17 protein-coding genes and 1 pseudogene are annotated in these 23889 nt (G+C 55.0%); 10 read left to right on the plus strand and 8 right to left on the minus strand.

Annotation, left to right across the window (positions count from 1 at the left end; genetic code table 11):
• Window positions 1-29 precede the first annotated feature (29 nt).
• From arr to J0A66_RS08980, 8 genes are all read left to right on the plus strand, one after another.
• Window positions 30-461 (plus strand): NAD(+)--rifampin ADP-ribosyltransferase, encoded by a 432-nt coding sequence (gene arr / locus J0A66_RS08945; protein ID WP_206573457.1) that lies wholly within the window; start codon window positions 30-32, stop codon window positions 459-461.
• Window positions 462-599: 138 nt separating this feature from the next.
• Window positions 600-1115 carry a hypothetical protein gene (locus tag J0A66_RS08950; protein ID WP_206573458.1) on the plus strand — a complete coding sequence of 172 codons (516 nt, stop codon included), beginning with the start codon at window positions 600-602 and terminating at the stop codon, window positions 1113-1115.
• A 176-nt stretch (window positions 1116-1291) separates the two neighbouring features.
• Window positions 1292-3745: a S9 family peptidase gene (locus tag J0A66_RS08955; RefSeq protein ID WP_241264108.1), complete on the plus strand. Its 2454-nt coding sequence runs from the start codon at window positions 1292-1294 to the stop codon at window positions 3743-3745.
• Window positions 3746-3804: 59 nt separating this feature from the next.
• Window positions 3805-4296 (plus strand): thioredoxin family protein, encoded by a 492-nt coding sequence (locus J0A66_RS08960; RefSeq protein ID WP_206573459.1) that lies wholly within the window; start codon window positions 3805-3807, stop codon window positions 4294-4296.
• A 127-nt stretch (window positions 4297-4423) separates the two neighbouring features.
• On the plus strand, window positions 4424-5746 hold the full coding sequence (locus J0A66_RS08965; protein WP_206573460.1) for a tetratricopeptide repeat protein: 1323 nt from the start codon (window positions 4424-4426) through the stop codon (window positions 5744-5746).
• Entirely contained in the window at window positions 5736-6899 is a 1164-nt protein-coding gene (locus tag J0A66_RS08970) for a FecR family protein (protein ID WP_206573461.1), read from the plus strand. Before J0A66_RS08965 ends, J0A66_RS08970 begins: the two co-directional genes overlap by 11 nt.
• 10 nt (window positions 6900-6909) lie before the next feature.
• Window positions 6910-9762, plus strand: coding sequence for a cadherin-like domain-containing protein (locus J0A66_RS08975; RefSeq protein WP_206573462.1), 2853 nt, complete (start codon window positions 6910-6912; stop codon window positions 9760-9762).
• Between the two features lie 28 nt (window positions 9763-9790).
• Window positions 9791-12007 (plus strand): CHASE2 domain-containing protein, encoded by a 2217-nt coding sequence (locus tag J0A66_RS08980; protein ID WP_206573463.1) that lies wholly within the window; start codon window positions 9791-9793, stop codon window positions 12005-12007.
• 724 nt (window positions 12008-12731) lie between these two features.
• Here J0A66_RS08980 and J0A66_RS08985 read toward each other — a convergent pair.
• From J0A66_RS08985 to J0A66_RS09005, 5 genes and pseudogenes are all read right to left on the minus strand, one after another.
• A pseudogene (locus J0A66_RS08985) lies at window positions 12732-12854 on the minus strand (IS3 family transposase); the annotation flags it as partial.
• 92 nt (window positions 12855-12946) lie between these two features.
• Window positions 12947-13744, minus strand: coding sequence for a hypothetical protein (locus J0A66_RS08990; protein WP_206573464.1), 798 nt, complete (start codon window positions 13742-13744; stop codon window positions 12947-12949).
• 872 nt (window positions 13745-14616) lie between these two features.
• A complete protein-coding gene (locus J0A66_RS08995; RefSeq protein WP_206573465.1) occupies window positions 14617-16200 on the minus strand; it encodes an HD domain-containing phosphohydrolase in 1584 nt (527 codons plus the stop codon).
• Window positions 16201-16379: 179 nt separating this feature from the next.
• Complete coding sequence (locus tag J0A66_RS09000; protein WP_206573466.1) at window positions 16380-17147, minus strand: DUF4097 family beta strand repeat-containing protein; 768 nt, start codon at window positions 17145-17147, stop codon at window positions 16380-16382.
• Window positions 17148-17549: 402 nt separating this feature from the next.
• Entirely contained in the window at window positions 17550-18023 is a 474-nt protein-coding gene (locus J0A66_RS09005; protein ID WP_206573467.1) for a DUF1203 domain-containing protein, read from the minus strand.
• A 183-nt stretch (window positions 18024-18206) separates the two neighbouring features.
• Here J0A66_RS09005 and J0A66_RS09010 point away from each other — a divergent pair, with 183 nt between their 5' ends.
• Window positions 18207-19052 carry a bifunctional transcriptional activator/DNA repair enzyme AdaA gene (locus J0A66_RS09010; RefSeq protein WP_206573468.1) on the plus strand — a complete coding sequence of 282 codons (846 nt, stop codon included), beginning with the start codon at window positions 18207-18209 and terminating at the stop codon, window positions 19050-19052.
• On the plus strand, window positions 19042-19776 hold the full coding sequence (locus J0A66_RS09015; protein ID WP_206573469.1) for a 2OG-Fe(II) oxygenase: 735 nt from the start codon (window positions 19042-19044) through the stop codon (window positions 19774-19776). Before J0A66_RS09010 ends, J0A66_RS09015 begins: the two co-directional genes overlap by 11 nt.
• Before the next feature lie 78 nt (window positions 19777-19854).
• Here the strand turns inward: J0A66_RS09015 and J0A66_RS09020 are convergent, their stop codons facing one another.
• The 3 genes from J0A66_RS09020 to J0A66_RS09030 all read right to left on the minus strand — a co-directional run bounded on the left by J0A66_RS09020 (window position 19855) and on the right by J0A66_RS09030 (window position 23848).
• Window positions 19855-22116, minus strand: a complete 2262-nt coding sequence (locus J0A66_RS09020; RefSeq protein WP_206573470.1) for a putative bifunctional diguanylate cyclase/phosphodiesterase — start codon at window positions 22114-22116, stop codon at window positions 19855-19857.
• Between the two features lie 73 nt (window positions 22117-22189).
• A complete protein-coding gene (locus J0A66_RS09025) occupies window positions 22190-22615 on the minus strand; it encodes a type 2 periplasmic-binding domain-containing protein (RefSeq protein ID WP_206573471.1) in 426 nt (141 codons plus the stop codon).
• Between the two features lie 9 nt (window positions 22616-22624).
• Window positions 22625-23848, minus strand: coding sequence for a porin (locus J0A66_RS09030; RefSeq protein WP_206573472.1), 1224 nt, complete (start codon window positions 23846-23848; stop codon window positions 22625-22627).
• Window positions 23849-23889 lie beyond the last annotated feature (41 nt).

The raw sequence follows: 23889 nt of genomic DNA on the forward strand, positions 1-23889 counted from the left end.
AACATACCAAGGGGACCACTGAGAAACCTATGACCAAGCTAAATTCACCAAAGGCTACGCCTTTTTCTCAGACGTTTTTCCATGGCACTAAGGCTGACCTGAAGATTGGTAGCCTGGTGGAAGCCGGACGCAACTCAAACTTTGGACAGAGGAAACAAGCCAGGTACATCTTTCTAACGGCAACGCTGGATGCTGCCATCTGGGGCGCTGAGCTGGCCCTTGGTGAAGGGCGGGAAAGGATTTACCTGGTGGAGGCCACCGGTCCCATTGAAGACGATCCTGACTTAACCGACAGGAAATTTCCCGGTAACCCAATAATGTCCTATCGCTCCGTCCATCCGTTTAAAGTCGTCGGAGAAGTAGCAAATTGGCAGGGGCATTCAGTTGAGCAGGTCAGGGCGATGAAAGAAGGAGTGGCAAGACTCAAGGAACAAGGGATTGAGTCCCTAAATGATCGCTGACAAGTCAAAATATTTGCTCCTCGCTGTGCCCGATGCCGATAGGCTGATTGCGCTGTTTGTGAGCATCATCGGCACAAAAGTCTGGACGCTGATTGAGCTTTTGCATAACCCTGTTTACTTTGTCCCTTGCGGTAGCCGATGACGTCTTATCAGAACAGCGAATCCGAGAAAGTCGCACTTGAACATGAAGCCGCCCGGCTGTTTATGCGCTGGTATGAGCGTAATACGGGTGAAGAAATCCGCCATATATGGCACAACCGGCCACAGAAACCGGATGTCTCAAGCTATTTAAACGGAAGCCGTCTGGATCTGGAAATCGCCCACTTGTACGGCTCCGAACAGGAAGCCATGCAAATTCTGGGGAGGGAACTGGATGACAGTACCCGCCAGGAGTTAAAGGAGCTGGAACAGTACGAAGAAACTTATCCCCGTTTGCTGAAGGCGCTGAATCGGATTCTGGCCAACAAGTCGTTAAAACAATATAAAAGCCAACGGGTGTGGCTGGTGATCCGCAATGCTCATCCGGCCTGGACCACAGAGGAAATTCAGTCGCTGCAGCATCATATCAAGGTGCCTGATCAACATCCTTTCGAGCAAATCTGGATGGTCGGTGATATGCGCGGCGAGACTGGAATAATCCAGTTGTTTCCCTGAGCAGAACGAACAAGGGATCGCGCCATCCGTATGGTTTTAAAGCGATTGAGATTCAGCAATGCCGCTGAGGCTTTGATCTCCGGCGATAACAGGCGCACCGGCAGCGCCGGTTGGACGAGCGTCGCAGATGGGTGTCTGGTATGCTTTTTCTCCTCCTAAGCAAGCAAGGAAAAATAATGAAAACAACCGCTTCGATTAGAAGTCTGGCCTGCAGCCTGATGGCGGCGCTGGTTATGCCCGCCTGGGCGGCGTCTCTGGATCCTGCCCGGATAGAAATGCTTGGCCCCATCCCATTGGGTGAAACAAAAGCCGGCCCCCATCAGGATGCTATTGTCAGGAATATCCAGACTGCCCTGGCGGAATTGGATAGCGATAAACTCACTGTCTTCGGCCAATCTTATTCCTGGCGGCCCCTCGAGCCTGTCCAGGCCGACGCTGCCGGGCTGATTCTGTCGAGGATGGAACTGGGGGTCGATGGCTTTACAACGGGTCATTTGTCCGTTACCGGGCTGGATAAGGTGCAGCTGTTTGTTGACGGCCAGAAACAGGAAAAAGAGGACAAGGGATTTAAACTGGCCCTGCCAACGGGTGACTACCAGTTACTGGTGGTGGCCGAAGAGGTGGTCGCCGGCCAGTCTCCCGGCTTCGAATTTACCGGGGCCGAAGCATCCGACCAAGTGACCCTGCAGCAAGGCAAGCGACGCCTGTCTGCCCGGCAACTGTTTGATAGTCCGGTCGTGTCCAACCTGCAGGTCTCCCCAAAAGGCGCCTATGCCCTGGTCAGCTACAGGCGGTTTACCCCTGAGCAGGAGGATACGGCGGTCAGCCGCACCGAACTGGTCAGAGTGAAAGATATGCAGGTACAGCAGGTTTGGGACTCAGCGCCGGCCAATGCACTGTTTTCTCCGGATGAGCAACATTTGCTGTTCAGCCAGCATGACAAACTTCAAGCAATGAATCTCAAGGATTTGTCCGTCCGGGTCATCAGTGGTGAGCTTAAGGATGCCAGTGGCTTTCGTTTTGTGAACAGCGACAGTCTGGTGTTTGCCTGGAATCAGGAAGGCAAGGACGACGGCGAGCTGGTGAAACGCTACCAGGCGCTGGAAGACAGATGGAGCGGCTGGCGTGACAACAGCCAGTTGTATCAGTTGGATCTGGACAGCGGTTTTATCCGCCAACTGACCGATGACAAGGCCAGTTCCAGTCTGCTGGATGTCAATGAGGATAAAGGTACGCTGTTGATAGGGCGTAGCCTGGTGGACTACAGTTCCCCGCCACATGGCCTGTCCGGTCTGTATGAGCTGGACCTGGCCAGCCTTACCGAACGCGAGATTGGCCAGTACCGGGCGCTGAATGATGCCCGGTATGCCAAGAGCGGCCTGTACGTGCTCGGGGGCCCCAACTTTGCCGGTGGGGCCGGGCTGAATGTCAGTGAGGGACTGACGGCCAATGACTACGACGGGCAGCTTTATCATATGGCCCTGGACGGCAGTAATGTGAAGGCATTGTCGAAAAGTTATGATCCGGCGATAAGCGCCATGCAGGTCCTGGACAATGACGATCTGCTGCTCAAAGTCGGCAAGGCCGACCGTGTGCCGCTTGTCTGGTACGATGCCAGTGAACAGAAATATAAAGAGCTGACCCCGCAACTTGACGTGGTCAAGCATTGGGCGGCCAGTGAGGGGGATCAGCCACAGATTCTGTATGCCGGCACCACGACCTCCATTCCTCAAGCCCTGTATCGACAAAAGCTGGGCCGCAAGGCAGAGAAGGTTTGGGATTCTGCCAACTACTACGCCGATACCCGGATACCTGAACTGGAGGAATTTGACTTCGTTAACGCCCGGGGCCAGAACATAGACGGGCGAGTGTATTTACCCCACAACCTGGACAAAAACCGCAAGTATCCTGCCATCATCTATTACTATGGCGGCACCGCACCGGTGACCCGTGGCTTTACCGGCCGCTATCCCTTTAACTTGTGGGCGGCCCATGGTTATGTGGTCTATGTGTTGCAACCCACCGGTACCACGGGATATGGCCAGGACATGTCGGCCCGCCATGTGAACGCCTGGGGGGATGACACCACCGAGGATGTGATTGCCGGGACACAGGCATTCCTGAAGGCCCACCCTTATGTGGACGCGGACAAGCTCGGGCATATCGGGGCCAGCTACGGCGGCTTCATGACCATGTGGCTGGCCACCCAGACGGATATCTTTGCCGCGTCCATCTCCCATGCAGGGATTTCCAACATCACCTCTTACTGGGGGCAGGGGTGGTGGGGCTTCGGCTATTCCGGCGTTGCTTCCAGGGGCAGCTTTCCCTGGAACAATGCCGACTTGTACAGCCAGCACAGCCCTTTGTTCCATGCGGATAAAATCAGCAATCCCATGCTGCTGATCCACGGCGACGCAGACACCAATGTGCCGCCCGGCGAGAGCCAGAACATGTATACGGCGCTGAAACTTCTCGGCAAGGACGTGGAACTGGTGGAGTATAAGGGGGACAATCACCATATTCTGACCCGGGACAAGACCTTCCACTGGTGGTCCACCATCCTGGCGTATTTTGATAAACATTTGAAAGACGAGCCCCAGTGGTGGCAGCATCTGTATCCACAGGAGTGACAGGTCAGGCGGCTGCGGCCGCCTGATGTTGTGTTAACCCGCACCAAACAGGACAAGTTATGAAACGGAAGCTAGGTTTGCTCTTGGCCATCTCAGCCCTGCTACTCAGCGCCTGCATGGCAACAGGCCAGAAGTCGGCCCCGGGTGATGCCATTGGCTCGGTCGACCCGGACAAATTACTGCAGGATTATGGCGTATTTGCCGAGGCCTACCGGCAATACCAGCCTGACGGGGATGATCTGGACGCCATGGCCCGCCTGGAAGGCAAAGGACTGATCGTCATGTTTGGCACCTGGTGTCATGACAGCGAAAGGGAAGTGCCACGCTTGCTAAAGTTGCTGGATGAATCCCAGGTTAAGATTGCCTGGTTGCAATTGGTGGCGGTAGATAGGCACAAGCAGGAGCCCTCCGGTCTCAACCGTCAGTATCAGCTTCATTACACGCCCACTATTATTCTGCTCAGTGAGGGGGAAGAAGTGGGTCGTATCGTCGAAAAACCACAGAAATCCCTGGCGGCCGACCTTGCTGCCCTGGCAGATAGGGCGCCTTGAGCCGGTGTACCGGCGCGAGGCCGCTTTTACTTAAGCTGCTGAAAATACGCTGAAGTTTTTCTTCCATCAGAATATTTTCTGGCTAAACTTTCAACTACACCTTCAGTAGCTGTAAGCAAAAATAATAATGAATCAGGTCACACTGCGTTCCTGTTGCGCCGCCCTGGTGTTGGCGCTCATTACGGCAAGCCCCGGCTTATCTGCTCAGCAGGGCTCTTCCCTTCAATCATTGACCGATCTGGTGCAACAACAGGATTTCGAGTCCGCGTTGCAACTGGCAAATCGCCTGTTGCCTGAATGGGAGGGAGACCCCCGCTTCGATTACCTTTATGGCCTGTCTGCCCGTGGTAATGGTCTTGTCCACCAAGCCCTGTTTGCCTTCGAGCGGGCAGTGCACAACCAGCCTGACTCCGCTGCCGCCAGGTTTGCTCTGGCCAGCACCTACTTCGAGGTGGGCAATATGCCGGCTGCCCAGCGTGAGTTCGAACGTTTGCAGCAAAGCGGCCTGGACGGCGCCCTGGCAGATTCCGTGGCCCGTTACCTGGATACCATACAACGCTGGCAGGGAACCACGGAGCCACATTGGCGCAACTGGGTGCAGGTGGGGTTAGGCCACGATTCGAACCCCAACAGCGGGGTGGAAGACGAATTTGTGCATATTCCTCTGCTGGGCCAGGTGAGGCTGTTTGAGCAAAGCCGCGAAATCAGCAGCAGCTACTATGATGTCCAGGCCCAGGTGCAGTGGATAGTGCCGCAGGATCAGCATTCAGCCTTCAATCTGTTGGCCTCAATACTGCATGCTCAATTCAGCGACGATGCGGTGTGGTCACGTAGTTATGCCAGTCTGCAGGGCGGTTATGAAACCCGGCTGGGCAGCTATGAGATGCATGCCCAGGCCTTCTACCGGCCCTTGAGATTAGATAGTGAAGCCTATCTGGACTACTACGGCGTTAAGGCCGGAGTGCTGCGGCCATGGCGACAAGGCTGGCAACTTGGTCTGGATCTGACCCTGGCCAATCAGCAGTATGATCAGTTGTCTGAGCTGGATAAGCAGGTGCTGATGGCTGACGGCTGGATAGGGGCTGTCACCGACAGTGGCGAACACAAGTTGCTGCTGCGCTGGGGACGGGAAAATGCCGATCTGGCCCGCAGCGATTTCAACAGCCGTGACTATCAGGGGATAGGTTATCAATGGCGTCATGCCTTTGCTGGCCAGTGGCTGACCAGTATCAGTCTCGACTATCTGGATGCGGATTATGAAGCCGTCCATCCGCTGTTTGGCGAGGTGCGCAAGGACAGTTTCCTGCGTGCCGAACTGGAATTGCGCTACCGCTTCAACAACCAGTGGCAATGGTCCACCAACCTGACCTATCTGGATAACGACAGCGACCTGACACTCTACCAATACCAGCGCACCAAACTCTGGACAGGAGCCCGTTATGTTTTCTGACCCACGACTGACATGCAGTTTGATGCTGCTGGCGGGGCTTGGCTTGCCGGTTCAGGCTGAACTGGCCCCTGCCGGCAAGGCCATTATGGCCAGGGGGCAGGTGCAGGCCAGTGCTGAGCAGCAAACCAGGGCGCTGAAAAGGGCGTCGCCGGTATTTCAGGTGGATCGGGTCAGCACCGGGGCACAAAGCGCCACCCAGCTTCGTATGCTGGATGGCGGCCTATTGTCCATGCAGCCGGAAACCGAGCTGGCTATCCATGACTACCTGTACAATGAGCAAACCCATCAAGGCTCGGTTTCCATGTCCATGCTCAAAGGCGGCCTGCGCACCGTGACCGGAGCGCTGCAACATGCCCAGGGCCAGTATCAGATGGATACGCCGGTAGCCACCATCGGCGTGCGGGGCACCCATTACGAAGCCAGGCTGGTACAGGGCGATCTGTATCTGGCCGGCTGGCAGGGCATTATTGATGTGCAGGTCACTGTACCTGGTAAAAACGCCGGTTTTTCCCTCGGGCCCGACGAGCCTTACCGCTTTGCCATCGTGAGGGCCAACGGTGAAGTGGAGTTTCTGATCGGTGCACCGGCGCTGTTTGCCGAAGGCCATAACCAGCCTGACGGCACAGGGTTATTGGCCCAACAGGCTGAATTGGACTTCAGTGTGGAAGCGCCGGACAGGCAATTGGGTGAACCGGCCCCATCCTTGAGCTATGATCTGACCGGCCGTGACTTTTTCGACAACGAGCGACTGGTCAGTGAGTGGACGCCGGGAGAGGGCAGCGACATCAGCCGCAGCGGCGAAGCCACTTTCGATTTTCTGGCCAGCCATAGCCTTACCAGCAGCCAGGGGGCTTTATCCAGTCTCAGTATGAGCATGCAGGTGAATTTTGATGGCGCCTGGGTGCCCAGCGGTAATCTGTCTTTTACCGATTCGGGCGGTGAGTGGTTTGCGGTGTTCAACGGGGTGCTGGACAGCCAGTCCATGGATCTGGTGGTGAACTTTGCCAGCCATGGCAACAATCTGGCCGATGGCAATATCCAGGCCCTGCTGGTGGACGATGCCAGGGCCATCCTGGGTAATCTCAGCCTGTTTGAGCTGGATAACCCCTCGGTGCAGGTCGGCGGCGGTTTTGTGCTGACAGAACAGCCATAAGGAGCATCATATGAGAATCTTGCTTGTCTGGCTGATAACAACCCTGTTTAGCCTGAGTGTGCAGGCGGCCCAGAGCAGCGGCAGTTTCCTGCACCCGGCCGCAGGACAGTCTTTCGATGGCAACCTGCTGGTATCGGTGCAGGTTGCAGACTCCGATGGCCTGAATGCGGTCTTTATCACGTTTGATGAACAGCCCGCCCGTTTGTATTTGTGCCAGAGCCGCGATGTCTGTCAGTCCAATTTCAGACGGACCCTTTCCGATATCAATCCGGCCATCTCGGGCCTGAACCCGGGTGTGCTGACCCTGACCCTCTGGGCCATGGACACCCAGGGCAATGTGGCGTCGCTGGACAACCGCACCGTCACCTGGCAACCTCCCTCATTGGGCACAGTAGAGGTGTCCCGCAGTGCTGATGGCACCTCCTTGGATGTTAGCTGGCAGAGCAGTCCGGGGCTTTTGCGTTATAACCTTTACCTGGCCAGCCAGTCGGGAGTTAACCGCAGCACCTACCGGCAATTGCCGGATGGCCAGGCCAGACTGGCGGTGCGCCAGCCACCGCAATCCTTTACCGGCCTGGACCCGCTTAAAACCTATTATCTGCTGGTTACCGGCTTAAGCGGCGCCGGCGAAAGTGCCCTGAGCGGACAGATAACCCTTCCTGCCCCCGATGCACCGCCCAATGCTCCGCCTATTGCCAGTGATGATGCCTACAGTACCTCACAAGACCAGCCCCTGGTGGTGCCTGCAGTCTCGGGACTGCTGGTCAATGATCTGGATCCTGACGGCGACCCGCTGACCGTTGCCAACCAGCCGGCTTCACCGCCGGCGTCCGGTAGCCTGGATTTGCAGGCTGACGGCAGTTTCAGCTATACCCCTGACGCCGGATTTACCGGCCAGGACAGCTTCAGTTATACGGTGCTGGATGGCAAGGGGGGCAGCGCCCAGGCCCAGGTGACGGTGGATGTGACCGCTGCGGGTATCAACAATCCGCCCGATGCGGTGGATGACAGCTACAGCCTGTTGCAGGATCAGGTGCTCATGGTGCCTGAGGCTAGCGGTCTGCTGGCCAATGACAGCGATGCGGATGGCGATGCGCTGACGGTGGATCCTACTCCTGCAGTGATGCCTGTGTCTGGCTCTTTGGATCTGAACGGCGACGGCAGTTTCACCTACAGCCCGGATCCCGGCTTTGTCGGCCAGGACAGCTTTACCTATGACGTGCTGGACGGCAACGGCGGCGTAAGCCAGGCCGAGGTCAGCATTGAAGTCACCGCCATTCCCGGAGATATTCTTGGCGACTCCCTTAGTATCACTGGGGACCTTCTGTATACCGGCCTGGGTGAGGAAACCGCCGGCGGTCAGATTGGCACCGGCCGCTACCGCATCGGCAACTGTATTCAGGTGATTGACACCCGCTGCACCATGGTGGGACGTTACGAAGAAACCGACCTCAGCGGCCAGCAACCAGGAGCACAGGGCAGCTATGCTTTTGTGATGACCTATCCGGGGATAGGACCCTCACCGGTACTGGCCAGATCCGTGGTGCCCAACAGTAATTCCCTGCAGTTTTATGATGTAGGCGGAGCCACCTTTGCGCTCAGCCTGTTTCCCGATCAGGGTGGAATTATTCAGGCTCAGTACCCGGCTGTTCCATTTGATGAATCAATCGACTTTTTTGCCTTTATTACCAATCCCGTTACCTGTAACGGCTTACCTGTGGGTAATCCCTGCAGCATAGGCGAGGTGGGCAAAGTGGTGGATGCCAGTCTGACCGCCCCCCTGGACAGGCTGGAATTTACCATTCCTGGTATCGCACTGGTGGAAGGGCAAAGCGCACCCCAGGCGGAGGATGATCAGTTTCTGACGGGTATGGACCAGGTATTGACGGTTGAGGGGCTGGGAGTGCTGGCCAACGATCTGGATGCCGACGGGGCCCTGCAGGGCGACAGCCTGGTGATCAGAAACAGCCTGAATCCTGGGATTGGGTCCCTGGTGGGCCTGGCGGTGGATGAATACCGGCAGTTGCTGTACCTCTATCCGTCTTTTGGCGCCAGTGTGCAGGTGCTGGATCGTCAGGGGACACCTCAGGGAAGCTTTACCTCCCAGGGTGAGGCGGCCAATGATGTAGACCTGGATGTGGCTCCACGGGGACTGATGCTGGGCGACACTCAACTGGCCCAGGGCACACTGTTACAGATCAATGGCGAGACCGGGATTGCCGAGATCTATGCCATAGACCCCCAATCCGGCACGCTGTTGGCTCAACTGGATCCGGAATTTGGCAGCAGCCATGTAGTGGGCGGCGTTTACAACCCGGTCAGTCAGAGCCTGTTCCTGATTCAGGACAATGTGCCGGCAGGTGCCGAGGCCAACCGGGTGGCCGAAATTGACCCGCAGAGCGGCCTGGTGCTGGGCAGTTTCAATCTGGATCCCCAGCAGTACTCGGTCAGTTTTGGCGACATTGGCGTCAATCAGCAGACCGGCCATCTTTACCTGGTCAGCAGCATCCGCAGCGAGATGGCCGAATATGATACCCAGGGGACGTTAATCCGCACCCTCCCCCTCCCTGCCGGAGTGGGCACTATCAGCGGCCTTGCAGTCAACGCCAGTGGCGACCTGATCTGGATGGCGTCCACATCAGGGCAGGTCTTTGAGCTGGGTCTGGCTAACCAGGCCAGCCTGCCGACCCTGACGGTGACTCTGGTGCAGGAGCCGGCCCATGGCACCCTGACCCTGGAGCCGGGCGGTGGCTTTCAATATACCCCGGCCACGGGCTTTACCGGTCAGGACAGCTTTACCTACCAGGTCAGGGACAGCTTTGGTTTGATCAGCCTTGCCCAGGCCAGCATACAGGTGCAGTAGCCATGTTGTGTCCGGAGTCAGACAGGGCGTGAAAAAAACGGTAGTCGGTCGACGTTTTCTGGCCCTGTGGTTATTACCGCTGTTGCTGCTACTGCTGTGTCTGATCCTGCAGTTTTTTCCCGCCAAGGGCATGGAGCAGACCCTGCTGCGCCTGGAAGGCCTGCTGTACGATGCGAAGATCCAGTACCTGCCCCCCTGGCCTCGCAGCGTCAGCAATATCCAGATTGTGGATATCGACGAGCGCAGCCTGCATGAAGTCGGCCGTATGCCCTGGGACAGGCGGGACTTTGCCCGCCTGACCGATAAGCTTAGCCAGGCCGGCGCCCTGGTGATCGCCTTCGATATTCTGTTTTCCGAACGCCAGGACAATCAGGTCCAACAGGCACTTTCCCAGTGGTATCAGGCAGGAGAACTGCCTGAGCAGCAATGGCAGAGGCTAAGGGATAAAGCCCAGGCCATGGACGCGGATCGACAGTTTGCCCGGCGACTGGGCGAAACCGAAGCGGTGCTGGCCAACCTGTTTCACCATCATCCACAACTGCAAAGCGGAAAGATTCTTGCCGGCAAGGTTGCCCAACCAGAGGGCGCCATACCGGGCCAGATTAAATCCTATCAGGGCCATGCGGGACCTATTCCGGTGCTGGCAGAAGCCGCCTCCGGCCAGGGTTTTATGAATGCCGATGCGGACGCCGACGGACTGACCCGACGGGCGGCGCTGCTGCTGGAAATGAACGGGCAGCTTTACCCCTCACTGGCGCTGGAAACTTTCCGTGTCTACAGCCTGGTGGAGCGGGTGCAGCCAAGCTGGGTGCAAGTAGCCGGCCAGGCACAACTGGAAGGGGTCCGGGTCGGCAACGCCCTGATCAGGACAGATCAGCAAAGCCGCATCCAGATCCCTTTTCGCGGCCCGGCTCGTGATTATCCCTACAGTTCGGCGGCTGATGTGCTAAGCGGCAGGATACTTGATAACAGATTCGATCAGGCGGTGGTATTTGTCGGTACCTCGGCCACCGGCCTGGCGGATTTACGTGCCACGCCTACGTCCCTGACCTTTCCCGGCGTGGAGATCCACGCCACGGTGTTTGACGCCCTGATCTCGCCACAGCACTTGCCCTACCGGCCGGACTGGGCGACCGGCGCCCTGGCCGTGCAACTGGTGCTGCTGGGATTGCTGTGTATTTTGCTGTTGCCACGCTTCAGCCCCTGGACCAGTTTCGCCGCCACCTTATTGCTATTGGCGCTGGTGGTGGGCTTCAACCTGTGGCTATGGCAGGTGCATGTGATGGACCTTCCCATGGTGATGCCGCTGGTGCTGGTACTGGTACTGTCCGCCTACTTCATCTGTTACGGCTTTTTGTCCGAAGCCAGCCGCCGCCAGCGGGTCAGGAATATTTTTGCCCAGTACCTGCCGCCGGCTCATATCGACCGACTGCTTAATGAGCCTGGGTCGGTGAGCCTGGCCGGGGAAAAGAAAACCCTGTCGGTGCTGTTCAGCGATATCCGCGGTTTTACCAGCATTTCAGAGGGCATGACCGCCCAGGAGCTCAAGCTGTGGCTGAATCAGTTTTTCTCGCCCGTCACCAAGGCGATTCTGGAAAACGACGGCACCATAGACAAATATGTGGGCGATATGGTGATGGCGTTCTGGGGGGCGCCGCTGGAAGAGCCTGAACATGCCAGCAAGTCCATCCAGGCGGCCTTCGCCATGCTGGAGGCCCTCGAGCAGGTCAATCAGTCCTTTGCTGCCCAGCAGCAGCCGCTGGCGAGCATCGGCATAGGGATCAACAGCGGTGAGATGAATGTGGGCGACATGGGCTCGGATTTCCGTCGCAGCTACACGGTCATCGGCGATGCGGTAAACCTGGGCTCGAGGCTGGAAGGCCTGACCAAATTCTATGGGGTGGAGGTGCTGGTCAGCGAATCGACCCGGGCCCTGGCCGGTGATTTCAATTATCTGCTGGTGGACAAGGTCAGGGTCAAAGGCAAGCAGCGGCCTATCCGGCTGTGTATGCCGATTAATCCATCAGCAGCAGAGGCGTTCTGCACCCTCTGCAGTCAGCTTAACCAGGCCATTGAAGCCTATCTGCAAAGGGACTTCGAAGCCGCCCGGCGGATCCTGCAACAACTTCCTGCCGATAATCCGTTGAGCACCCTGACCGGACTTTATCTGCAGCGGGTGCAAAGCTATCTGCAAGCTCCTCCGCCGGAAGACTGGGACGGCACCTTTGTGCATACCAGTAAGTGAAGTAGAGTCTGCTTTAGCTGACCTTAGCATTAATACTCAGATCCAAACAAAGAAGGTAAAAAGGCAGCGCCGGCTTGGCCTTCGCAGACACGCTGTAAACCCTTCCCTGGGCGCTTCGCTTCGACATCCTGTCTCAGAGAGTCTGCGAAGGCCAATCCGACACTGCCTCCCAGCCTTTTCTCTGTTTGTAAGTAAGGGGTTTGCAGCCAGACCGTCGAACTCGGCGACGGCAGATGAAACTTTTTAAGACAGACTGAGAGGAACTGGATTTTGACGGCACTTGTAGGTCTGGAAAGAGCGAATAGGCGACATTGGCGTGGCGGATTGTTTGATTTCTAAAGTCGGTAAAGGCAATCTGAATGGTTAATTTGGATGCGACCCTTTTTATTCCGACTCTTTTTATTCCGACCCTTTTTATCCTACTTTCGTTTTATTCCACTTAAGCTTGTATTTTGGTCCTAGCGGCAGTCACAGCTGATGTCCCCTGGCTGTCATCCATTTTACTCGCGCAGAGGACGCATAGACGCCAAGAATACCAGAACAAAGATTACTGCCTAAGGCTGGCTCTTCACCTGTTTGTAGAGGTGAGAGATTGTTCGTCACGAAAATTCTGAAGACAAACTGAGAGAAATTGGTTACTGGTGACACTTTGAATGGCGGGGTTGAGCGAGTTTCGGTCTTTACTGAGACCAGGCGTGGCCGTCTGCTTCAGACTGTGAGTTCAACCGATCTTAGAGGCAATAGACACCAAAGCCGCCCAGCGGGATGAGTGCTCATGCTCTGATGTCAAAACCATGCGAACTGCGCGCTCACGCAATTCAGGGGAATAGGTTACTCTCTTTATCATTGGCTAATTCTCTCAAGATAATTAGCCTCCGACAAACCCGGAGAGATTCAAGGTTGCAAAAGTAACCTCACAATTTTGTGTAACTAAAGATTTTAGTTAGCTGATTCACAACCTGATGAGTTGCACTCAATAACCGTGACTACCGGAGTCAGCCCATTACCTGTTGGTGCATTAATCGACATACCCATGGACTGTAAATAAGAGAGCAATGCATTTAAGTAGTCAGAATCACTGGTATCTACTCTATAACTTGAATACTGGATTTCTTGGTGTGTCATTCCAATCGTGTTATTGTATTTGTCGATAATCTTTAATATATTCACCAAGGTTTTCGTTCTCGTATACTTAAACTCAACCGTAATCTTACTTTGATCTGCCAAAGTAAATACTTTTACATCCTTGATGTTTATATTAAGTATAGAAGCTGTATTCACAAGAGTCCTGTCTATCAGGCCAAGCATGGTTTCGTTCAGCCTAGACTCAGCATATTGTTTAAAGTCATTCTGATAGAAAGAATGTCGAGCCAACTCCAGTCCATTTGAAACTAGATTAGAGGGGACTTGGTAAAAACCATCACCAGAAAAATCTGCGTACATGGCTTTTATCCCGTCTGAAAAGTCCTTGAAAGCCTGACGCTCCTGAGTAGTCGTGGTAGACGGACTTATAATAGTGTAAGTCTCGCCATTATAAAAATGCTCAACATTATATTTAGAAACAGCGCCAGTGGACGTATCCGTAACATACACTGCATCAGTGAAACTATCATAATAAGAATTCTCGTGAATCCACTGATCTATGACTTGAAGACCATTTGATGGATTTCCATCAATGGCAGTACCACCAAATGCAAAAGCAGATGTAAAAGATAGAATAAGAAAAATGAGCTTCATGTTAATTTCCTATAAAAATAAAGCAATTATCCATATGTCAGAAAAACTCAGTTCAAAACTTTCTACTCACCTCCTTCTTTATCTATCGGCGCTAAGAAAATATATGCTATCCAGACTAGCCAATTAGCAAAAATTACAGCTAGAATCCAAACCTTTTTTTCCGTACCTGATGTTTTATTCGACTTCCAAATATACAAAACTGGAAAAAACCAAAAAACAAACACCAAAAAGAAGGGCGCCCAAGCCATCAACGTTTCTTCTAGGTAACTCATAGACAAACCATTTAAAATTGGAGGAAAACTATCTTCAAAGAGACTTGAGGGACGAGACTATAGATCTAAACTTGGAGAACTCAGACCATCCTAGTCATGACATCATTCCTTTGATGCCCTGAATCCTACTACCAAAAATTTTGTCTGGTCAATATTTTTTATCTCCAAAAAGTTACTCGTCTATGTGACCAAGCTAACTTAAGAGCGAACGGGGTCAGTTCTTGCACTTTGCAGAGAGACCGCATTTGGCACAAACCAGCCGATCTTCCCAACTCTCACCTGTCCTAAGGTGAAGAGCAGGCTTTCATCAGCCGTCGCTTTATCTGGCGGTCTGGTGCAAAGCTGACAGGGAAAAAACCAAGGACAAGGTGGGAAGGCATTGTCGGATTGGCGTTCGCAGACTCTCTGAGACAGGATGTCGAAGCGAAGCCCCCAGGGAAGGGTGCACGGCGTGTCTGCGAAGGCCAATCCGGCAGTGCCTGTTACCAGTGCCACTCCAGAGAAAGACTACACTTTACGCCCACAGCGCCGCCGCGTGAAACACAGACAACAAGCCCCCTCCGTGTTCTCTGTGATTCTGTGGTTCACCAATTACCAGTCCTATGGACTAAACCCCGGAATAGCCGACAAATCGATCTCATCCAGTTGCTCGGGTTTGAGAAAACGCTCTGCGTATTCCAGGTAGACCTTCTCTTTGACAAACACATCAAACAGATCCGGGTCGATATGGTTGCCCAGTTTCATCCGTCCCATAATGGTCAGGCATTCGCTGATCTTCTTGGCCTCTTTGTAGGGCCGGTCGGCGGCGGTCAGGGCCTCGAAAATATCGGCGATGGCCATCATCCTGGCCGGTACCGACATCTGCTCGCGGGTGAGCTTTTTCGGATAACCGGTGCCGTCCATCTTTTCATGGTGGCCGCCGGCAAACTCCGGCACCCGCTGCAGGTGCTTGGGAAAGGGTAGGGATTCGAGCATCTCGATGGTGATATCCATATGCCGGTTGATAATGGCGCGCTCTTCGTCATTCAGGGTGCCGCGGGCAATGCGCAGGTTGTAGACTTCCTCGTCGGACAGCAGCGGCACCATTTCAGTGCCGATGCGTACCTGGCGGGACTGACCGATTTGTACCAGTCTGTCCTGATCCTCGGGGCGCATAAACTCCCCGCCGGTGTTGGCCTGTTTAACGAAGGCCAAATCCTCATCCAGTTGCGCCAGTTCCCCCTGCATCTGCTGCATTAGTTCAGGATGGTCTGCCTTGTCCTTATGCTGCAGGTATTGCAGTTCCACATCCCGCTTGGCCAGCTCGAAACGGGTTTCCACCAGGGTGATACGGTCAAACACGGTTTCCAGCTTGGTGGACTTGTCCATTACATATTCAGGGGTGGCAACCTTGCCGCAGTCATGGATCCAGCCGGCCAGATTCAGCTCGTGGCGGTCTGCATCTGACATACGGAACTCCGCCATCGGCCCTTCGGTGTGCCGATGTACGGCTTCGGCAATCATCATGGTCAGTTCCGGCACCCTGCGACAATGGCCGCCGGTATAGGGGGATTTTTCGTCTATGGCCTTGGCGATAAGCTGGGTGAAAGACTGAAACAGCTCCTCCATGGCATCAATCAACTGGCGGTTGGTCAGCGCTACCGCCGCCTGCGAAGCCAGGGCCTGCACCTGCTTGACGGTTTCGGGCGAAAAGGGTCCCACCTCGCCGTTGTGCCTGGCGTTGACCAATTGCAGCACGCCGTTTAGCTCACCCTCGTGGTTTTTCATCGGGATGGTCAGTACCGAACGGGTCTGGTAGTCGTATTCGTCATCCATCCGCTTGGCATTAGAGTGCTGGTAATCGGGTTGCTGGGACAGATCGTCGATATTGATGACCTGGCCGGTTGCCGCTGCATGTGCCACCGCAGCCTTGGTATTGGGTTGACCGTCGATGAAAATAGGAATGGGGGGAAAACTTGCCTGCAAAGGGGAGGAGCCGCCAAAATGCAGCCGCAGGCTGTCATTGAGCAGGGTGTCGAAGACCAGATTGTTTTCCTGGTCTACGGCATAGATGGTCCCGCCATCGGCCTGTGACAGGTTTTTGGCCGCCAGCAGAATGTGTTCCAGCAAAACCCGGGTATTCTTCTCACTGGACAGGGAAATGCCAACATTGACGATTTCCTCGAGAATCTTGTCGCTATCCACCTAAGACTCCTCAGTAAAAGCTACTTAAGCAGGTCTACTGTAGCTGGCTTTTAGCTGGGAGTCTTGTTGGTTTTTCACGACAGTGTGTGGGAAAAAGAAAGCACCCTGCACCGATCCGACGTGGACCAGAGCACTTGTCTGACCTTGATCTTTCTGTGTCCCAGGATGTCACCCACTCTTTACTTCCGCAGGTTGGTCAGTTCAACGCCACCGGAACCATCCGAACGCAGATCGAAGTCGCCCACGTCGTCCACCCGGATATCGCCGCTGCCGTCGGTCACTTCCACCAGCCCGGTCACCGTGCTGACCTCGATGCTGCCTGAACCGTCATCGATGGTCAGATTGCCTGAGACGGTATTCACTTCCAGGTCACCTGAACCATCGATGATATGGGCGCTGCCTGCTACGGTGAGCAGGGTGAGGTCGCCGGAGCCGTCATCGATATGCACATCGCCGGCCACCGTGACAATGCGCAGATCCCCGGAGCCGTCTTTTACCCGCAGGTTACCGGCGACAGTGCGGACGTCTGTACTTCCTGAGCCGTCGGTGATGTTCACATCTGCGCTTATGTCCTCAACCCGCAGTTCACCGGAACCGTCGTTGACATCCAACCTGAGCCGTTTAGGCATCAGCACTTCCAGGTGGATACGGGCCTCGCCCCGGTAGTCTTCATTTATCCGCCCCACCAGCCTGGCGGTATCGCCGTCCCGTTCCAGGGTCAGTTCGTAGTCATCCTCGTCCAGGCTTGACCCAAAATCTGTCTCGATGCTGGCGTTGACCAGAATCTCAGTCCGGCCTTCCTCGCCCTTGATATTCAGCTCACCGGCACCGGCTTCAACTGTAAAGGCCTTTAACTGGTCTGTGTCGACGCTCAGTTCACGGTGCTGCGCGGCCAGGCTGCCAGCCGACAACAAGCTAAGAGTGAGCAGGGGAGTCAGTAATTTCATAATCTTCCTTATCGATTTTCAATAAATATTCCCTGGTTAGTCGCAACCCCGCCGGCAAAGGTTTAAAGCCGCAGAATTTATACCAACCGGATTAATCTTTAGTGCACTCAGCGAAAGCCAAAGTGTTCGATACCAAGGCGCCCGTATGAAGGTCTAGTGGCGCTAAATCGAATACGGGCAACACAGGTAGCGGGCACTTTGGCTTCGCCCGCAGGGAGCGCCATGGATGGCGTGAAGTAGAACAACGCAGGAGCAGTTGTCGAGAGCGTCCAGAAAGCATTATCTCTGCGTTCCAGCCTCTTGACATAGAGCCACTATGCCTTCGAGGCTGCGCCTTGAGCTAATCCTTTCTGGTCAGCTCTGAATGCACTAAAGATTAATCCGATTGGTATTAGCTTGGGGCTAGGCTGGGCGGGATATCCTGGCCAGGTAGCAACCATGAGTGGCCGAGTGCAAATGCAGGTATTCCACTTCGGGGTTGGCCAGGTATTGTTCGATATGCTGCCTGAGCTCCGGTTCATCCGCAACCAGGGCGGCCAGTTTCAGCCGATGCTGTGGGCAGAAGGCCCGCAGTGCCATGCGACGGGTTTTGAACATGACGGGGATCTCGCCAGGCTGATAGTGCCGGCTGACTTGTCCCTCACGCACGTAGATGGCATAACAGGAGCGGAATGGACTCTCTACGTCCAGGTGCCAGTAATTCACTAATAACATGCGTTCGCCAGGCTCCGGCAACTGCAGTGTTATCCGGCAGGGATAGCTGTTGGGATGGTCGACCCGGGCGGTAAGGACGCCATGTTTGGCAAGCTCCTGCTCCGACAGGCCATACAAGGGTTCGAATTGCTGATGATCCAGGGTGTGAAACTGAAAGGACATGAGTGTGGTACTCCAGGGTAAAATGAGTGAGTTAGAAGGCTATTCCCATAGGCATGGCGTAGCGATCCGCTTCTTGCTGAAAGCCATTCTTTTACCTGGCCCTTAAATTCAGCAAGAAACGGACAGCCAGTTAGCAAAGGCTGCAGTAGCATCTAGACTCCAATTCCACTCGGGGAGCAAATCATGTCACAGACCACCCACACCAGGATCCTGCAGGTCGCCGCCTATATCGAAGCGCATGCCGAACAGGCCTTGCCCCTGGAACACCTGGCTCAGAAAGCGGCCCTGAGTGACTTCCACTTTCAGCGGCAATTCAAGGAGTTGATGGGTATCACCCCAAAACAGTTTCAAAATGCCATACGCATACAAAAGCTCAGGCAGGCCCTACGTGATGGCCGCCAGGTGCTGGATGCCATCTACGAAGCGGGATTCGGCTCCAGCAGCCGGGTCTATGAGCAGTTGTCTGCAAGCGTAGGCGTCACGCCGTCCGAATTGCGCCAAAGCGGCAAGGGCTTGCAGATTTACTTCACCCTGCGTCACACGGACTTTGGCTATCTGTTGATGGCGGCCACCCACAGAGGGGTCTGCAATGTGCAGTTTGGCGAGTCTTTTACCGCCCTGGTCAGCCAACTGCATGAAGAGTTTCCACAGGCGGAGCTGTTGCCGACTCCCGCGGAAATGGAATCTGAGCTGGATAAGTGGATGCAGGCGCTGGAGAGGCATTTACAGCAAGGGGGACCCCAGCCACAGGTGCCCATAGAGCTATTTGGCACCGCATTCCAGATTAAGGTTTGGCAATTTCTGTCCCGTATCCCGGCCGGGCAAAGCCGCACCTATAAGCAGGTGGCACAGGCCATTGGCGCACCTAACTCCCACAGGGCGGTAGCCAATGCCTGCGGCGCCAACAGGGTAGGGGTCCTGATTCCCTGTCACCGGGTGCTGCGGGGCGACGGCAGTCTGGGGGGCTATCGTTGGGGGGAACAGCGTAAACGCCAGTTACTGGAACTGGAGCAAGCCGGTGGCCGTTGATATCGTCACAAGCCCGGATTGTGGACTATTGTGGCGTGACCTGGACAGTGGGGTGGTTGGCAGGGCTTTGTTGGAGCAGGGCTATTGTGTGACCGGCGAGGCGCTGAGCGCCGAAGCCTGTGAACAGCTTGCCGGCCTGTATGAACAAAGGCAACGATTCCGCTCCCAGGTTCAGATGCAGCGGGTTAATTTCGGGCGTGGACAATACCGCTATTTTGCGTATCCCCTGCCCGAAGGCATACAGCGATTACGTGAGGCTTTTTACCGTAAGTTAGTGCCTGTGGCCAATCATTGGGCTCAATGTTTAGGCCTCGACAGACACTGGCCATCCACGCTGGGAGAATTTTTAAGAGAAAACCATCTGCAGGGTCAGCAACTGCCCACTCCCCTGATGCTGGATTATGGTCCAGGCGACTATAACTGTCTGCATCAGGATAAATACGGTGAAGCTTTCTTTCCCTTTCAGGTGCTTATCCAGCTTAACCGGCCGGGGAAGGACTTTACCGGCGGAGAATTTGTCCTGGTGGAAAACCAGGCCAGGCGACAGAGCCGTGTCATGGTGGTCCCGCTGTCCCGGGGCCAGGCAGTGGTTTTTCCCAACAGTCTGGGCGTGCAGCGCTCAAGCCGCGGCTACAGTCGTACCCAGATAAGACATGGTGTCAGTCAGATTATGACCGGTCACAGGCGCAGTCTGGGGCTGATTTTTCATGATGCTCTGAAATAAACCCGTCTGACCAGGGCGATAACCTAAAAGGAGGCTTTCCAAAAAGTTCTTCTGGTGCCTTCCGTCTGCGGATTTTATTCAATCAGGGACAGGTTGATTGGCCTGTTTCCAAACCACTTGGGCAAAATCTTCCGCTGTCAGGGGTTCGTTGCCATAGAAGCCTTGAAACTCGTCACAGAAATGACGGCGTAGAAATTCGAATTGATCGCTGTTTTCGACGCCTTCAGCAACGACCGTCAAACCCAGGCTGCGACCCACGGCGATAATTGCTTCGGTCAACCCCTGATCTTCCTGTGAACGGACAATATCCTGAATAAATGAGCCATCAATCTTGATGGTATCCACCGAAAACTGTTTTAGATTCGACAGGGAAGAATAGCCCGTCCCAAAATCATCGATGGCGACCCGAACTCCCATTTGCTTGAGGCTTTGCAAGATCTGAATGGTTTGCTGCAAGTCGCGCATCACCATGCTTTCGGTAATCTCGACCTCCAGCAAACGGGGGTCCATTCCGGTTTCCTTCAGCGCCAGCTTGATATCATCAAGCAGGTGCTCATCGATAAACTGTCGAGCAGAAAGATTGATGGCAATAGTCAAGGGAGGATAGCCTTGCTGCTGCCAGGTAACATTCTGCTGGCAGGCGGTTTTAAATACCCAGCGGCCAAGCGGAATAATCAGGCCGTTCTCTTCGGCCAACGGTATAAACTGCATTGGCAAGACCAGTCCCAGCTCAGGATGCTCCCAACGCAGCAGAGCTTCCATGCCCGTTACCTCGCCGTTGGACATGCGTCGTTTGGGTTGATAGTAGAGGCGAAACTCATTGTGCTCCAAAGCGCTGCGCAGACTGGATTCGAGCGAGAGTCGCTCAAGTGAGTTGGTATTGAGTGCTTCGGAGTAAAACTGGAAATTGTTTTTACCCAGCTCTTTGGCGTGGTACATGGCGACATCGGCGTTTTTCATCAGCGTCTGTTCGTCGCGGCCGTCGCCGGGATAGAGGGTAATGCCGACACTGACGGTAACCCGAAACTCCTGCCCCACCAGCTCAAAAGGCTTGGCTACCGCAGTCAGAATTTTCTCAGCGACGGGCACGACCTGCTCCGCTTCAGATATTTCCGGTAGCAGAACCACAAATTCGTCGCCCCCCAGACGGGCCACGATGTCGCTTTCCCGAACCGAAGCGCGCAGGCGCAAGGCGACTTCTCGCAACAGCTCATCTCCGGCATCGTGACCCAGCGAGTCGTTGATGGTCTTGAATCTGTCCAGATCCAGGAACAATAGCGCCAGATGCCGCTCATAGCGGTGGACCCGTTGCATATTCTCTGTCAGCAGGTGGCTGAAATAGGCGCGATTGGGCAGGTCGGTCAGGCTGTCGTGAAAAGCCAGATACTCTACCTGTTTGGCATGCTCAATCCTCTCTTCCATGACGCGCTTGCGCTCTTGTTGGAGCCGCCAGTTCAACCATCCCAACAAGGTAAATATGATGATCAAAAACAGGCTGGCGCCAGCTGATCGCAAGATATAAAGCCGCACCGTCTCGTGGGCCCCGGCCAATTGTTCTTTTTCTGACAAACCAACCACTATTGCCAGCGGGTACTGGTATAACTTGCGGATAATTGTGTACCGACGGGTGTTGTCCCAGGGGTTGGATTGAACACTGGCGGGGGAATTCGCATCGACGTCTTCCTGAGCCAGGGCACTGTAATCCAGGGCGTCGCCTGCCGAGATCGCTTCTCCGGTGCGTTTTACCCTGAAGATACCGTCCGTGCCGATCATCCCCAGTACACCTGAGTTGCCCATCACCGAGGGTTCGTAACCGCTGACGAAATAAGCCGCAGGTACCAGCACCGAAACCACACCGGCGAACCGGCCCTGGTTATCCCGATATCCTTGTGCAAAGCGCAGTTGCCATTCGTCGTGGCCGGTGCGCTGGGGCAATCCCACAACCATATCCTGAGCGCTGCGGACGCTCTCCGGTACAGTGTCAGCCTTAGCCTGAGGGATATCTGAATCATTATTCCTTACCAGAAGCCCGCCCCCGGCATCGGTAATTTCAATGGTAAATAACATGGGCGGCGGTAGCAGACCTTGCATACCGAGATCGTCAAGAACCTGTTGCGGCGGCTGGCGCCGCAGTTCGTAGCCGACCAGTTTGAGGGTTTGATCGATTTCGCGCAGCGCACGCACTACCTGGGCTTCATAAGTGTCTGCTACGTCGGCCGCCAGCGCAGCGGCCGTCTGGTGGGCCGTCTCGCGCTCCCGTGTGATGAAATTGAAGGTGGCAGCCCACAATACCGCTAACACCACCAGAGTCAGAGCAGTAAACAATACAGGAGGTTCCATCAGATACCGAAGCCAGCGAGCTGATCCCCTGTGTCGTTTCTCAGTTCTCAGGTGGGAAGGGGTTGATCTTGGGTTATTCAATATTGAGGACCCGCAAGTTTTCGCTGACATTCTCTGAGTCAATGTAGCCTATAGCGCGAGGGTTGTTCGCTATGGCCTCAATCATGGCTTTATCATCAGGCACACTTTGCGGCGGCTGACCGCGGCCGGTGAAAATCAGTCTCGACCAATGGGCCTTGATCTGTGCGGGTGTGCGTCCCAGATAGCCTTGGTAGAACTCTTCATAAAGGGGCGAGCGCTCTGTCTGATCCAGGGGGATCACCTGCGCGCCATTGGGCAGTTGATTCAGCCTGCCTAAATAGATGTCCGCCAGTTCCTCGCGGTTTATAGAGGTTGATGGGCTTTGAGCCGACATCACCACCACCACGTCGGAGAAGCCGGCGCCCGTCACACCCCACAAGAGAAATCCTATACCCAGCCTTTTAAGCGCATTTAGCATCTTCACACCTCAAAAGACAAAGTCGAGCGTGGCGCTGAACAGGCCCACTGTGCCACCAGGCTCAAAGCCTGGCTGATCATTTGCCAGCACGCCTTCAGAACCGGCACCCAGATTAATGTGCTCGTACTGCATTTTGAGGGCAATGCTGTGGGCAAAGTCCCATCTCAAGCCGACGGCGACACGCGTTTGAATGGCGGCATCAGCCAGGATTTCGTTTAACAAGGCATTCAGGGGCCGGGCTTGCGGTATATCCAGCCCCGGGTGAGAGGTCATGCCGTAAAAATTACGTCGGGCCAAAGTCAGGTAGGGGGTGACAGGACCAAAACGATAGCCGCCGGTGAGGTACCAACCGCGAGTGTCACCGACCAGAGTACGGCTACGATTACGCGCCCATTCGCCCAGAATAAACCAGTCACCGGTATCATAACGACCCCCCAGGGTCATGATTTCAAAGCGCTTGTCATCGATATCGAATTGCTGGGCTATCGCCTCCCCCGCCGGTCCGAAGGCGCTGTACGCGTTAAACAGGTTATCAAAAGCGTCTATAGTCAGGCGGGTATTCGTGTAACTGGCAAACACCGTTAACGCCCGCCACTCAAGCGTGTTTGCCAGGGTCAAGGCGTTATCTGCCTCAACCTCAAAGGACGGGGCTTTTACTGTTTTCCCACCGTAGACCAGTTGCAAAGTATTGGTGGCCTGATCCAGACGGGAGCGGTACAACAGGCTCAGACCGTCGATATTGCTAACGGGTACCAACTGGTAGACTTCCGGGGGGGGACGGCTGGTGGCGTTGGCATAGCCTACCTTGCGGTATTCTGAGGTCATAAAGGATGGCAAAACCATGCGTCCCGCACGCAATTCCAGATCCTGACTGAGATTGAGATTCAGGTTTGCCCACTCTAATTCCGGAGAGTAGCTGCCGTCGTACTGCTGTTCGAAAATCACCTGAACCACGCCAGAGACTGTTGAGCTGGCGTCAGTTGATACCTGAAGACCCAGCTTGGAATCTACCTTGACGCTCCACTGGTTACTGAAGCCGGCGCCTTCGGGTACCAGCAGGCTGGATACAAAATCCGCCCGTTCTTCATTGGAGTGCACCACTCCCAACGTACCGAAGCCGTCCAGCCGCAGAGGCGAGGGCTCGGTCGTTTGAGCCGTGGCAAACGGAGCCATGGCTGCGACCAGGCACGCAATAATCGCATGCCGGGGGAGGGTGATTATGGTGAGGGACATAGCGAATTAACCTTTGGACATTCAGTCAACATTCATTGGAT

The sequence above is a fragment of the Bowmanella dokdonensis genome (assembly GCF_017254865.1).
GTDB classification, from domain to species: domain Bacteria; phylum Pseudomonadota; class Gammaproteobacteria; order Enterobacterales; family Alteromonadaceae; genus Bowmanella; species Bowmanella dokdonensis.